Source organism: Pseudophaeobacter sp. C1-32P7, assembly GCF_041008775.1.
GTDB classification, from domain to species: Bacteria; Pseudomonadota; Alphaproteobacteria; order Rhodobacterales; family Rhodobacteraceae; genus Phycobacter; species Phycobacter gallaeciensis_A.
In genome coordinates, this window is record NZ_JAXGFR010000016.1 from 1 (window position 1) to 14,370 (window position 14,370).

At 62.6% G+C, this 14,370-nt stretch carries 11 protein-coding genes; 2 read left to right on the forward strand and 9 right to left on the reverse strand.

Annotated elements, in window-relative coordinates:
• Positions 1-347: 347 nt before the first annotated feature.
• The 4 genes from SM763_RS18815 to SM763_RS18830 form a co-directional block, all read right to left on the reverse strand.
• On the reverse strand, positions 348-2,330 hold the full coding sequence (locus SM763_RS18815) for an oxidoreductase (protein WP_368999407.1): 1,983 nt from the start codon (positions 2,328-2,330) through the stop codon (positions 348-350).
• A 3-nt stretch (positions 2,331-2,333) separates the two neighbouring features.
• On the reverse strand, positions 2,334-3,059 hold the full coding sequence (locus tag SM763_RS18820; RefSeq protein WP_368999408.1) for an NAD(P)-binding domain-containing protein: 726 nt from the start codon (positions 3,057-3,059) through the stop codon (positions 2,334-2,336).
• A gap of 1 nt (position 3,060) precedes the next feature.
• On the reverse strand, positions 3,061-5,106 hold the full coding sequence (locus tag SM763_RS18825; protein WP_368999409.1) for an oxidoreductase: 2,046 nt from the start codon (positions 5,104-5,106) through the stop codon (positions 3,061-3,063).
• A 90-nt stretch (positions 5,107-5,196) separates the two neighbouring features.
• Entirely contained in the window at positions 5,197-6,759 is a 1,563-nt protein-coding gene (locus SM763_RS18830; RefSeq protein ID WP_368999410.1) for a trimethylamine methyltransferase family protein, read from the reverse strand.
• Between the two features lie 103 nt (positions 6,760-6,862).
• On the opposite strand from SM763_RS18830, the gene SM763_RS18835 reads away from it, so the two are divergent.
• Positions 6,863-7,501, forward strand: a complete 639-nt coding sequence (locus tag SM763_RS18835; RefSeq protein WP_274869708.1) for a TetR/AcrR family transcriptional regulator — start codon at positions 6,863-6,865, stop codon at positions 7,499-7,501.
• 15 nt (positions 7,502-7,516) lie between these two features.
• Here the strand turns inward: SM763_RS18835 and SM763_RS18840 are convergent, their stop codons facing one another.
• Together SM763_RS18840 and SM763_RS18845 are read right to left on the reverse strand one after the other, a co-directional pair.
• Positions 7,517-8,293, reverse strand: a complete 777-nt coding sequence (locus tag SM763_RS18840) for a cyclase family protein (RefSeq protein WP_274867112.1) — start codon at positions 8,291-8,293, stop codon at positions 7,517-7,519.
• Between the two features lie 38 nt (positions 8,294-8,331).
• Entirely contained in the window at positions 8,332-9,189 is an 858-nt protein-coding gene (locus tag SM763_RS18845) for a LysR family transcriptional regulator (RefSeq protein ID WP_368999411.1), read from the reverse strand.
• A gap of 144 nt (positions 9,190-9,333) precedes the next feature.
• Between SM763_RS18845 and SM763_RS18850 the strand changes: the two genes are divergently transcribed.
• The gene (locus SM763_RS18850; RefSeq protein ID WP_368999412.1) at positions 9,334-9,615 is read left to right on the forward strand and encodes a DUF1330 domain-containing protein; all 282 of its coding nucleotides are present in this window, start codon (positions 9,334-9,336) and stop codon (positions 9,613-9,615) included.
• Between the two features lie 67 nt (positions 9,616-9,682).
• Here the strand turns inward: SM763_RS18850 and fdhF are convergent, their stop codons facing one another.
• The 3 genes from fdhF to SM763_RS18865 are packed head-to-tail and all read right to left on the reverse strand — an operon-like array spanning position 9,683 to position 14,286.
• Complete coding sequence (fdhF, locus tag SM763_RS18855; RefSeq protein ID WP_368999413.1) at positions 9,683-12,457, reverse strand: formate dehydrogenase subunit alpha; 2,775 nt, start codon at positions 12,455-12,457, stop codon at positions 9,683-9,685.
• Positions 12,458-12,460: 3 nt separating this feature from the next.
• A complete protein-coding gene (locus SM763_RS18860) occupies positions 12,461-12,595 on the reverse strand; it encodes a hypothetical protein (RefSeq protein ID WP_368999414.1) in 135 nt (44 codons plus the stop codon).
• Positions 12,596-12,597: 2 nt separating this feature from the next.
• Positions 12,598-14,286 carry an NAD(P)H-dependent oxidoreductase subunit E gene (locus SM763_RS18865; RefSeq protein WP_368999415.1) on the reverse strand — a complete coding sequence of 563 codons (1,689 nt, stop codon included), beginning with the start codon at positions 14,284-14,286 and terminating at the stop codon, positions 12,598-12,600.
• Positions 14,287-14,370: the final 84 nt, after the last annotated feature.

Genomic DNA, 14,370 nt, shown 5'->3' on the forward strand with positions numbered 1-14,370 from the left:
TCAACCGTCTTTCCGATCCGTCATCAGCGTCTCCGCCGCGCCCCGTAGCGCCTCAGCGCCGCCGGTGAAGGGGGTTCTAGTCCCAACTCCAAATACCCGCAACCCCAAAATCAACAAAAACCGAAAAAACGGGAATTTTTCCACAATACCTAAAAAAATCAATTCCTTAGACTACGTATAAATCTGGCCCCGATGTGCTATTGAGCGGTATCTTCTCCTTTTTGCAGGCCCTTTCGCCCACACTCGGCGAGGGACGCTTAGTCCTCCACAGGGTTATCCACAGAGCACCGTTGAATCACACCTGAATCGGGTTGGAATCGGATGGGAATCGCCCGGACGAGAGCCGGTCAGAGGGCCAAACCGACTCGACGACCATCGAAAATTGCCTGCGCCGCCATCCGGGGCGCATCGGCATCACCGACGAGTTGCGGCGTAACACCCAGCCCGATCAACTCGTCCCGCAGAGACATATCCGCATGGTTCGGGACCGCCATTACCAAATCGTCGGCCGGAATGGCCCTTTGCGAGCCGGTCAGCAGGCAGGTCACCGTCGCGCCCTGCCCGTCCCAGCCTGCGATGGCGGCCTCGGTCACGAAGGCGACACCCAGCTCCGCCAGTGCGCGGCGCAGGTGGAGATCCGTGGCCGAACGCTGCAGCTCCTTGCCCACCATCGGGTCCGGCGTCACCAGCGTCACCCGGCGCCCGTCTTCGGCCAGCCGCCAGGCGGTGCCGCAGCCGCGCCAGTTGCCGCCTTCATCCAGGACGATCACCTCCTGGCCCAGACGGGCACGGCGGGCCATCACATCCTCGGCGGACCAGACGTGGCCGTGTTCGATCCCCGGCAGGTGGGCCAGATGCGGTAGGGCCTTTTGGAACCCGGTCTCCGGCGGCTGGCTGCCGGTAGCCAGGACCACCCTATCGGCGCCCTCGCCCTTTATGTCCTCCGCATCCATATAGGTGTTGAGCCGGACATCAACGCCCAGACGAGTGAGCTGGCGATCGTACCAGCTGATCAGATCGGTGATCTGCCCCCGGCGTGGCTGCAGACCAGCCAGATGGAATTGCCCCCCCAGATGCGCAGCCGCCTCGACCAGGGTCACGTGGTGGCCACGCTCGGCCGCAACCCGGGCAGCCTCCAGCCCGGCGGGACCACCGCCGACCACCAGCACCTTTTTCGGATCGCTCGTCGGGGTGAAGCGATCACCGCCCCAGTCATGCTCTCGCCCGGCGGATGGATTGACCAGGCAGGAAATCCAGTAATCCCGGCTGCGCCTGCCCCAACACTGCTGGTTACAGGACAGGCAGCCCCGGATGTCTTCCGCCCTGCCCGCTTCGGCCTTTGCCACCAGATGCGGATCGGCGATCTGGCCGCGCACCAGGGACACCAGATCTGCCTCTCCCGCGCCCAGAAGGGTATTGGCATTCTCCGGCGTGCGGATATGACTTTCGGATGTCACAAGGGCCTGCTGCACAGCGGCCTTCAGCGTTCCGGCCAGATCCGAGGTCAGCTTCTCCCCGTGCTGAAAGCTGGGCAGCAACCGGGCGAAATCGAAATAGGAACCGGAGCCAACGGTCACATAGTCCATGGCACCTTCGCTGTCGTGCAGGGCGATGATCTCGGCCATGCTTTCACGGCTGAGCGCCACATCCACCCCCGGTTCGTCATTGACCGACAGGCCGATAATAAAGTCCTCACCGCAGGCGCGGCGGATGCGGTGCAGGATCGTGCGCGAGAGGCGCGTTCGGTTTTCAAGGCTGCCACCCCAGCGATCATCGCGCTGGTTGGAAAAGGGGGTCCAGAACTGATCGAGCAGGCAATGATAGGCGGCCCAGACCTCGACCCCGTCAAAACCCGCCTTCTGGCAACGGATGGCCGCCTGAACGAACCCTTCGATGCTCTCTTCGATCTCTGCCTCGCTCATGGCGTGGCTGGCGTCACTGTCGTGAAAGCTGGGCCCGCCCGAGGGCGACCAGGCCGCGTGCCAGGAATTGTCCTGATCGCCGTGGGCGCCCACGTGATAGAGCTGCTGGATCATCACCGCGCCTTCGGCCTGCGCCGCTTCGGTCAGGCGGCGGAAATGCGGGATTACTTCATCGCTGGAATGGAGGAAATTCCCGCGCGTCAGCACCGCAGCGGCATGCACCGGCATCGGTTCGACCACGATCATCGCCGCGCCGCCCAGCGCCCGTTCGCGATAATAGGGCGAATGCGCCTCCCCCGGCAGGCCACCATGGGCCATGTTTGTGGTATGGGCGCCAAAGACGATGCGGTTGCGCAGGGTCTTGTGGCGCAGGGTTACGGGGCGAAAGATATGCGGAAAGGTCGTCATGACTCAGCCCTCCAGATCGTTCAGTCCTGCTATCAGGTCGCCGGTCATCCCGGCGGCCTCCATATGCTGGCGCAGGCGCTGGTTATAGCCGCCCGGCGTATTCAGCGCCGCAATCAGATCGGCACAGCCTGTCTCGGCAAGGCTGGTGGCCACCAGCATCCGCAGGAAGGCCTCGCCCTGTGCGGGGTCCGAGACCCGCGTGCCCAGCCAGTCCGCCGCATCGCCCACCATGCGCGCCACCGGCGACAGCACCGCCTGTGCGCAGAGATAGGCGTCCAACTCGGCGCTATCTTTGAGGGCAAATACGGTATTGCGGGCACCAAAGAGAGCGTTGACCAGTTCGATGTCGCCCAGCGCCATGATGGCAGAGCCGCCCTGTGCGATGCCCGGAAAGGGCATCATCACCGCCGAAGCCCGCGCAGGTGCGACAAGCTCCCCCACCCGTGCCAGATCGGCGCCCGCCATGAAGGAGATCACCTGCTGATCTGCGCGGAAGGTGAGCGGCGCCAGAATGTCCGGCGCAGCCTCCGCCATCAGCCCCAGAAAGATCACATCGCTCTGGTCCAGAACCTGCTGGTTGGGCGCAGCCGAGACGTTGTCAAAGGCGCCTACCAGTTCGGCGGAGACATGCGCGCTGCGCTCGGAGACCGTGATCTGATGCCCGTCGCCTGCGATACCACGCACCACCGCGCCCGCGATGGTGCCGGTGCCGATGACGCCGATCCGCATATCAGATGTCCTTCATCAGGCGCAGGGCATCATAGATCGCCGCATGGGTGTTACGGGCAGACACCGCATCGCCGATGCGGAACAGCTGGAAGGTGCCATCTGCATTGCGCGTCACATCCTGCGGCGCACCTGCGATCAGTGCCTCGTGATCCAGCTCGCCTCCATTGCGGCTGAGCGGCTTCAGATCGAAGTAGAGATCATCCAGCGGCAGGGTACCATAGTTCACCACCGCCTGATCATAATCGGCGGTATAACTGTGATCGCTGTAATCGGTGCCGATGGTGGCAGTCAGCACATTGCCGTTCTTCGCCACATCAAGCAGACGACGCGTCACGGTAAAGCGCACATCCTTGTCCTGAAGGCTACGCATGTAAGGCACCAGGTTCATCGCCATGATATCCGGTGCGAACACACGATCCGGCGTCATCACCTCGACCGTGCTGCCTGCGGCAGCCGCAGCCTCGGCCGCCATCAGGCCGGGGTGATCGCCGCTTTCGTCATAGATCAGCACGTTCTGCGCAGGCTTCACATCGCCCGAAATCAGATCCCAAGCCGAAATCACGTTGGCAGCTTCCTCCTTGACCTCAAACAGGTGGCCGTTGGGCAGACCGCCAGTGGCGACGATCACCACATCGGGGTTGAGGGCGGTGACATCCGCCGCCTCGGCCCAGGTGTTGAAATGGAAGGTCACATCACGCGCCGCGCACTGCGCCATGCGCCAGTCGATAATACCGATCATCTCGCGTCGGCGCGGGCTTTGCGCCGTCAGCAGGACCTGCCCACCGGGATCGGCGGCAGCCTCGAACACAGTTACGTCATGACCACGCTCGGCGGCAACACGCGCTGCCTCTAATCCGGCAGGGCCGGCGCCGATGATGACAACCTTCTTCTTTTGCGTCGCCGCCGGAATGTCATGCGGCATGGTCAGCTCGCGACCCGTTGCAGCGTTGTGAATGCACAAGGCATCCCCCGCCTGATAGATCCGGTCGAGACAATAGGTGGCGCCGACGCAGGGCCGGATGTCTTCCTCGCGCCCTTCCATGATCTTTTTCACCACATGGGGGTCGGCCATATGGGCGCGGGTCATCCCCACCATATCCAATAGCCCCGAGGCCACCGCATGGCGCGCCGTGGCCACATCGGGAATACGGGCGGCGTGAAAGGTGGGCATGCCGGTGGCCTGTTTCACCGACCCGGCAAAATCAAGATGCGGCGCGGCGGCCATGCCCTGCACCGGGATCACGTCGGTCATCGCCGGGTCGGTATGGATGCGCCCCCGGATCACGTTGAGGAAATCCACCATGCCGGTGGCAGAGAGGCGTTTGGAGATTTCCAGCCCCTCTTCAGGGGTGATGCCACCTGCCTGATCCTCATCCGCCGTGTAGCGCAGGCCGACGATGAAATCCTCGCCGACCCGGTCGCGCACCGCCTGAAGCACATCCAGCGGCAATTTCATGCGGCTTTCCAGACTCGCGCCGCCATAGGGACCATCCAGATCATTGGTCAGCGGCGACCAGAACTGATCCAGAAGGTGCCCGTAGACCTGCAATTCGATACCATCCATGCCGCCTGCCTTCATCCGCTCGGCGGCATCGGCGAAATCGGTGATGATCCGTTCGATATCCCAATCCTCGGCCAGTTTCGGAAAGGCCCGGTGCGCCGGTTCGCGGTGGCGGGTGGAGCTGACCGAAGGCAGCCAGTCGCCCTTGTTCCAGTTGGTGCGGCGCCCCAGATGGGTCAGCTGGATCATTACCGCCGCGCCATGTTCGTGCACCCGGTCGGTCAGCGCTTGAATCCAGGGCACCACCTCGTCCTTATAGGCCAGCACATTATTGAACACCGGTGGGCTGTCCTTGGACACCGCTGCCGACCCCGCCGTCATGGTCAGCGCCACACCCGCCTTGGCCCGTTCGGCGTGATAGGCGGCATAGCGTTCCTTTGGCATGCCATCCTCCGGATAAGCCGGTTCATGGCTGGTGGTCATGATCCGGTTGCGCAGGGTGAGGTGTTTCAGTTGGTAGGGCTGCAAAAGCGGATCATTGGACATCTTGGCGCTCTCCTTGCGGGCATCTGTTGCGGGGTGGTCAGGTCAATGGTGAAACGGAAACGGGTTCAGGAAAAGGCCTCAGTGTCGGCTTTAATACCAGGCATCGGGGACCTCGGCTTTCTTCCGGGTGATAAAGGCCTGAAGCGCCTCATCGGTGGCCTCATCCATGGCAGGCGCCTCATAAGCGGCCAGCTGTGCCTTCCAGCGGGCGTTGGCGCGGGAGGCCGCATCGACGCCGCCCTTTTCATCCCAGGTTTCCCAAGGCTGGTGATCGTCCACCGCGCTATCCCAATAGGCGGTCTGGTAATGGCGCAGGGTGTGCTGGGTGGAAAACAGGTGCTGCCCGGGGCCGCCTTCGGCAAGAGCGTCGAACCCAAGCGTGTCGTCGTTGACCTCGAACCCGTTCAGATAGGCATGCAGCGCCCCGCAAAGGTCCGTATCAAGGATGAATTTCTCGTAGGACATCGACAAAAGCCCGTCGAGGAAGCCCGCCGAGTGCAGGATGTAATTCGCGCCGCATTGCACCGCCGACATCATCGACATCATCGCCTGCTGCATCGCCTGCGCATCCGGCAGTTTCGAGGTTGAGAAGTTCCCGGCGCAGCGCAGGGGCAGGTTCAGACGGCGCGCCAGCTGCCCCATGGCAAGCGAGGCCAGCGCCGGTTCCGGTGTGCCAAAGGTGGGAGAGCCCGACCGCAGCGACATGGAGCTGATGAAGGAGCCCAGAATGGTCGGGGCACCGGGACGCTCCAGCTGGGTGATGGCGCAGGACACCATGGTTTCGGCCAGGCATTGCGCCAGCGCCCCGGCCATGGTCAGCGGCGCCACTGCCCCGCCCAGCAGGAAGGGCAGATGGATCGACCCCTGCCCCGCCGCCGCATAGGCACGGATCCCCTGCGAGGTGACGCCATCGATCACCAGCGGTGAGGTGGTGTTAAAATTGCCCATGACGACGCAATTCTGATCGACGAAATCCGCACCAAACAGGATGCGGCACATCTCGATACTGTCCTCGGCACGCTCGGGCGCGGTGATCGAGCCCAGGAAGGCCCGGTCGCTATAGCGCATATGGGCATAGACCATATCCAGATGCCGCTTGTTGACGGCAATATCGGTTGGCTCGCAGATGGTGCCGCCGGAATGGTGCAGAAAGGGGCTCATCTGCGCCAGTTTCACGAAATTGCGGAAATCGGCGATGGTGCCGTAGCGGCGGCCATTGTCCAGATCCATCACGAAGGGAGAGCCGTAAGAGGGCGCCAGCACCATGGCATCGCCGCCGATCTCAACCGAGTTGGCGGGATTGCGGGCGTGCTGGGTGAATCGCGCGGGCGCGGTTTTCAGAATCTCCCGGATCATGCCGGGGGCAAATTTCAGATTCCAGCTGCTGGCGGTCAGATCGGTCACCTCGGCGCCCGCTGCGCGGAACAGGGCAACGGTTTCGGGATCGTCGCGGAACTCCAGTCCGATTTCGGACATGATACGCTCGGCGGTGGCCTCGATCTGCGCAAGACTCTCCTCGGACAGGATGTCATAGGTGGGGATACTGCGGCTGATATAGGGCACGCGCAGGTGTTCGTTCTGCCCCGGCTCTGCCGTGCGCCCGGCGCTGCGGCGCGCCCGCCGACCCCGCGATTTGACTGCCACCTCTGCCATCTGTGCGACCTCCTCTTATCGAATTGACATCATCAGTTGACATAAGTGTTAATTCAATAATCACATACGTCAACTTTGATTGCGTCACGAGGATGTCGCTGTTATGCAAAATACCATGAACGCTTCTCAGACCCTTGCAGAACTCTCCCAGCAGACCAGCAGCGCGGATGCCTGGCTGATGGCCGCCTATGAAGAGCTGACCGCCCATGGCGTCGGCGCGGTGAAGATCATGCCGCTGGCGAAAAAACTGGGGGTCTCGCGCACCAGTTTCTACTGGTATTTCAAGGATCGCGAGGCGCTGCTGGAGGCGATGATCCGCCACTGGGAGGACAAGAACACCGGCAATCTGGTCGCCCGCACCGAAGCCTATGCGGAGAATCTGTTCGAGGCGGTGTTCAACCTCTTTGATTGCTGGCTAGACCCGGATCTGTTCGATTCCCGGCTGGATCTGGCGATCCGCAACTGGGCGCGCAGCGACCCGTCGCTACAGGCCCGACTGGATCTGGCCGATGCTCGCCGCAAGAGGGCGATGACCGATATGCTGATCCGGTACGGGTATGATCCCGAGGACGCCGAGATCCGCGCACTCACCATGATCTACACTCAGATCGGCTATATCTCGATGCAGGTGCACGAGGACGCGGCCCAGCGTCTGGCGCGGATGCCGGGCTATATGGAGGTCTTCACCGGCCAGAAGCCCGCACAAAAGGACATCGACCGCTTCATGGCGCGCCATCGCTGAACAGCGCGCTGTTCCTTAGTCGTTGAAGATCGCCACCGCCCGAATGAACCCGGCAGAGGCACCCTTGATCTTGAAGGGAAAGCAGGAAATCTCGAATCCCGTGGGCGGCAGCTGGTCAAGGTTGGTCAGCTTCTCCATATGGCAATAGCCCACCTCCATCGAGGCGCGGTGCCCTTCCCAGATAATCGCGGGATCGCCCGATTTTGCGTATTCCTGCGCCGTCAGCGGAAAGGGCGCGTCCCAGCTCCAGGCATCCGTGCCCGTGACGCGTACACCCCGTTCGGTCAGGTACAGCGTCGCCTCCCGCCCGATGCCGCAGCCCCGCACCAGGTAATCGGGATGCCCATAGCGCGCCCCGGCCGAGGTATTGACCACCACGATATCAAGCGGCTGCAATTCGTGGCCGATCCGGTCCAGCTCGGCCTCCACATCCGCGGCTGTAACCACATAGCCATCGTCGAAATGGCGGAAATCCAGTTTTACCCCCGGCGCCATGCACCATTCCAGCGGCACCTCGTCGATGGTGATCGCCCGCTCCCCGCCATTCATGGTGGAATGATGGTGATAGGGCGCATCCAGATGGGTGCCGTTGTGGGTGGCGATCTGCAGCCGTTCGATCGCCCAGCCCTCACCGCCGGGAAGATCCTCCCGTTTCAGCCCCGGGAAAAAGCTCATCACCTGTTCAGCGGTCTGATCGTGAGAAAGGTATTCGATCTGCGGCAGCATGATCTCTGGGTCGGACTGGATACCTGTTTCTAGAGCAACGGAAAGATCGACAAATCGGCGCGGCATGGGAAATCCTTTTTGAAATCTGCCGCGATGCTAGCGCCTCAGGGCAGGCATGAGAACAGGGTTCTGTTGTCTCGAAACCAAGGTTCCAGAATGCCCTTGAGCGCCGTGACCTTGGCCGATCCTTGCAGGTCCCGGTGGCTTAGCAACCAGATCGGTGCGTAAGGCTGTACCGGCAGTTGCGGCAGCGGCACCAACTGCGGATAGGCGCGCCCAAGGAAGACGGGCATACGCAGGGCACCCATCCCCGCCAGCGCCGCCGCAATCATGCTGGGCATATCATCAAGCCGTGCCCGCACCCGTATATCGGGATGGATCTTGCTGGCGGCGGCGGGCGGCGCATCGTGCCCCGCATAAAGCACCCATTCCAGCGGTGCCTGCGGATCGCGCGCCGCCGCTTCGGCGATCTCGGGCAGCGCGAAAAACCCGCTCTGCTGTTCGGCAAGCTTGCGCCCCACCAGCGTCTCTTGCGGGTGGCGACTGATCCTGAGCGCCAGATCAGCCTCACGCCGGGCGAGATCCAGAACGCCATTGGCCGCCCTGACGGTCAGCTCCAACTGTGGGTGCGCGGCCGTGAACTTTGCCAAAAGCGGCGCCAGGAAGGTCTGGATCAGCAAGGGCGGCGCGGTGAGGCTCAAAGGGCCGCTCAGATCCTGCGCCCGGCCCGACAGGCGCCGCATCGCCGCCTGCTCCTCGGCCTCCATTCGGGCGGCGGCCGCAGCGATTTCATGCGCCTCTTCGGTCGGATGATAGCCCTCGGGGCGGCGTTCGAACAACGGACGACCCAGCGCCTCCTCGGCGCGGCGGATGCGGCGCGCCACGGTGGTATAGGTCAGCCCCAGCTGAGCGCCCGCAGCGGCCAGATTGCCGCCGCGCACCAGCGCAAGAACGGTCTGCATATCATCCCATGTGATCTTCATGCGTGCGTTTTTTGCATGTCCAATGTCGAAATTCACGCGTTTTTCTACACCGCACCGCCGGGCATTCAGCACGGGTTGAAACACGGGTCGCAAAACCGACCACTCCACAGAAGGAAACGCATCATGGTCTATGCCTATGTCAATCTGCCCATCACCAACCCGGACAGCCTTGCCGCCTATCGCGAAAAAGCAGGCGCCGCGCTTGCAAAACACGGGGTGCGGGTCGTGACCTCCTCCCCGCAGCAGCGGGTGATTGAAGGCTCCCGTGACGAAACCGGGGTCGGCGTGATCCTGGAATTCGACAGCACCGAGGCTGCGCTCGGCTGGATCAACGATGAAGAGTTGAAAGAAGTGCACGGCCTGCGTCAGGCCGCGGGCAACGGGGCCATCACCCTGTTGGGCTAACCCATACAAATAAAACCGGGCGCAATGTGGATGACATTGCGCCCGGTAACAGTCTCATTTGGCTGGATTACTCGGCCGCGATCTGCTCTTCCGCCTTTTCGACCCGGACCGCCGAGAATTTGAACTCGGGGATCATGCCGTAGGGGTCCAGCGCCGAATTGGTCAGCACGTTGGCTGCCGCCTCGACATAGGCGAAAGGCACAAAGACCATATCTTCGGACACGGCCCGGTCGGCGCGCGCCATGATCTTGATCGAACCGCGCCGGGTGGAGAGACGCACCATGCCGCCGGGCTCGACACCCAGTTTGCGCAGGGTCTTCGGATGCAGCGAGCAGTTCGCTTCCGGCTCTACCGCGTCCAGCACCAGCGACCGGCGGGTCATCGCTCCGGTGTGCCAATGCTCCAGCTGGCGGCCGGTGGTCATGATCATCGGATACTCATCATCCGGCGCCTCATCCGGGGCGATCACTGCCGCCGGCGTGAACATTGCCTTGCCACCTTCGCGCGGGAAGCCATCGCCGAACACCACCGACTGGCCCGGGTCCTCGGGCGACAGCGACGGGTAGGCCACGGTCTCGTTCTCCAGCCGCTCCCAGGTGATGTTGTTGAGCGATTTCATGTTGAGCTTCATCTCGGCAAAGACCTCGGACACATCGGTATAGGTCCAGGGCAGACCGATCCGCTGCGCCAGATCGACGGTGATCGACCAATCCTCGCGCGCCTCACCCGGAGGGGTGACAGCCGGGCGGACCCGCTGCACCTGCCGGTTGGTGTTCGAGACGGTGCCGTTCTTCTCGTAAAGGGCCGAGGCGGGCAGGATGATGTCGGCAAAGTTCGCAGTCTCGGTCAGGAAGATATCCTGCACGATCATCAGTTCCAGCTTAGCAAAGGCCTCCCGCGCGTGATCCGCGTCGGGGTCGGACATCGCCGGGTTCTCACCCTGGATGTACATGCACTTGATATTGCCCGCATAGACCTGATCGACGATCTCCGTCACCGTCAGGCCCTTCTCGTTCGAGAAGTCGCCGCCACCCCAGACATCGGTAAAGGAGCTGCGCACTTCGTCGCTGGTCACCGTCTGGTAATCCGGCAGGAACATCGGGATCAGGCCGGCATCGGATGCACCTTGCACATTGTTCTGACCGCGCAGCGGGTGCAGGCCCGTGCCCGGACGCCCGACGTTCCCGGTCATCAGCGCCAGACTGATCAGGCAGCGCGAATTGTCGGTGCCGTGGATATGCTGGCTGACGCCCATGCCCCAGAAGATCAGCGCAGATTGCGCGCCAGCGAACATCCGGGCCAAGCGGCGCAGCTGCTCCGGCGGAATGCCGCAGATTTCGCTCATCTTCTCAGGGGTGAACTGGCGCAGATGCTCTTTCTCGGCGGCCCAGTTGTCGGTCCAGCGGTGGATGTACTGGCTGTCGTAGAGCTCCTCCTCGACGATCACGTTCATGATCGCGTTCAACATCGACACATCCGCCCCGGGACGGAACTGCAGCATCTCAGTCGCGTAGCGGCGCATGCCGACACCGCGCGGATCCATCACGATCAACTTGCCACCGCGTTTCGTGAACTGCTTGAAGTAGGTGGCCGCCACCGGGTGGTTCTCGATCGGGTTGGCACCGATGATGATCGCCACATCGGCGTTTTCGATCTCGTTGAAGCTGGCGGTCACCGCACCGGAGCCGACGTTTTCGATCAGCGCCGCAACCGAGGAGGCGTGGCACAGACGGGTGCAGTGATCGACGTTATTGTGCTTGAAACCCTGGCGAATGAACTTCTGGAAGAGATAGGCTTCTTCGTTGGTGCATTTTGCCGAGCCAAAGCCCGCAACGTTGCGCGGATCCTCGTTGCGCAGCTTGATCAGCCCCTTGGCCGCGAGATCCAGCGCCTCTTCCCAAGTCGCTTCGCGGAAATGGGTGGAGAGGTTGCCCGGATCGACGTTCAGCCCCTTGGCCGGCGCGTCGTCGCGACGGATCAGCGGCTTGGTCAGGCGGTGCGGGTGGTGGATGTAGTCGTAGCCAAAGCGGCCCTTCACGCAGAGGCGGCCTTCGTTCGCCGGGCCATTGATGCCCTCGACGTATTTGACCTTGCCGTCCTTCACCTTGAGGCTGACCTTGCAGCCGACGCCGCAGAAGGGGCAGACGCTCTCGGTTTCGGAATCGTAATCCTTGCTGTCGCCAACCTGCGCCTCGTCCACCACAGAGGCGGGCATCAGCGCACCGGTCGGGCAGGCCTGCACGCATTCGCCGCATGCCACGCAGGAGGACGCGCCCATCGGGTCGGCGATATCAAAGGTCGGATAGGCATCGTGACCGCGCCCGGCCATACCGATGACATCGTTCACCTGCACTTCGCGGCACGCACGCACGCAGAGGCCGCAGGAAATACAGGCGTCAAGGTTCACGCTCATCGCGACATGGCTGTCATCGAGCAGCGGAATGCGGCCCTCTTCCAGCTTGGGGAAACGCGACTCCGAAACTCCGTTCAGCTCGGCCATATCCCACAGGTGCGAGGACTTATCGTGCGCCTCTTCCTGCTTGGGTTGGTCGGCCACCAGAAGTTCCATCACCATCTTGCGGGCGTTTTCGGCGCGCGCATTGTTGGTGGTGACAACCATGCCCTCGGCGGGTTCGCGGATACAGGAAGCTGCGAGCGTGCGCTCGCCTTCGATCTCCACCATACAGGCGCGACAGTTGCCGTCGGGGCGGTAGCCCGGCTGCGGCTTGTGGCACAGATGTGGGATCTTCAGGCCGCGACCGTTCGCGACTTCCCAGATGGTCATGCCCGCATCTGCGGTGACCTGTTCGCCGTCGAGGGTAAAGGTGATTTGCTTCGACATGGCTCAGATCTCCTTGGCTTGCGAAGATGAGAATAGGGAAGTGCCCGACCCGGGGTGGGCGTGAAGCGCCCGCCCATGGGGGCGGGTCGGGCGCTGTCCGGCGTTACCCGCCGGGCGGAACATCAACTGAAGGATCATGTTCAGATTTCCTCCGGGAAATGTTTCATGGTCAGGCGGATCGGGTTCGGCGCGGCCTGGCCCAGACCACAGATAGAGGCATCGACCATGGTCTGGCTCAGCTCCTCCAAAAGGCCCTGATCCCACTTGTCGGCCTGCATCAGTTTTACCGCCTTCTCGCAGCCAGCCCGGCAGGGGGTGCACTGGCCACAGCTTTCATCCTCAAAGAACCGCAGCATGTTGAGCGCGGCCTCGCGGGCGCTGTCCTGATCGGACAGGACCACCACGGCAGCCGAGCCGATGAATGTGCCATGTGGTTGCAGCGTGTCGAAATCGAGCGGGATATCGTCCATATGCGCTGGCAACAGACCCGAGGACGGACCGCCCGGCTGATAGGCCTTGAAGGCGTGGCCATCGAGCATACCGCCCGCAGCCTCGATGATATCAGCGATGGTGGAACCTGCGGGCAGCAGATGAACACCGGGGTTCTTGACCCGGCCCGAGACGGAGTAGTTGCGCAGCCCCTTGCGACCGTTTTTTTCAACCGAATTCAGCACTTCGGGGCCAAACCGGCAGATGCGCGCCACCCAGTAGAGGGTTTCGACATTGTGCACGAGCGTCGGCTGACCAAAGATCCCCACCTGCGCCACAAACGGCGGGCGGTGGCGCGGTTCACCGCGCTTGCCTTCGATGCTTTCGATCATCGCGCTTTCTTCGCCGCAGATATAGGCCCCTGCCCCGCGGCGCAGATCGATATAGCCTTCCTCGACAATACCAGCATCTTCCAGCGCCTTGATCTCGCGGCGCAGGATTTCCAGCACCGCCGGATATTCGTCGCGCATATAGAGAAAGGCTTTCTCGGCCTCGACCGCCCAGGCACCGATCAACATGCCTTCAAGGAACATATGCGGGTCGCGCTCAAGATGGTGACGGTCCTTGAACGTGCCGGGCTCTCCCTCATCGCCATTCACGGCCAGATAGCGGGGACCGGGATTGGCGCGCACAAAGCCCCATTTCTTGCCCGAGGGGAAACCGGCGCCGCCCAGACCGCGCAGACCGGCCTCAAGCACCTTGTCCTGCACCGCTTCCCAGTCGCCGCCCGCGCGCAGCTCGGCAAGGATGCGATAGCCGCCATCGGCGACATATTCGGCATAGGTTTGGTAATCGGGGATCTGCGGGTGCGTGTCACCGGCGTGAACGGCGGCAATCGCCTTTTCCGCGGTGGCGTGATCGATGTGATTGTGACCGATCTCCAGCACCGGCGCCGTGTCGCAACGGCCCATGCAAGGCGCGCGCAGCACACGCACCTCGGACGGGTCCAGCCCATCCTCCAGCGCTTTTTGCAACTGCTGGGCACCGGCCAGTTCGCAGGACAGGCTGTCGCAAACCCGGATGGTCAGCGCAGGCGGCGGGGTCTCGCCTTCCTTCACCACATCGAAATGTGCGTAGAAACTGGCGACCTCATAGATCTCGGCCTGACCGGTGCGCATTTCCTCGGCCAGCGCCCGGATATGCGCCGCACTGAGACAGCCATACGCATCTTGGATGAGATGCAGGAATTCGATCAGAAGATCGCGATTGCGGGGGCGGTCCCCCAGAAGTGCCAAGACTTCCTCGTGGGCCTGATCGTCAAGCTGACGACCCTTGGGGGTTTTGCGTCCCTTGCCCTTGCCGGATTTCCATACGCCCTTGCTATTGTCCAACGGTGCCACGTTGATCTCCACTTCGCTGGTGCCATGCGCTTTGGCATTTCATCAGCTGTGAATATCGTCAAATCGCATATTCATAAGGCACGA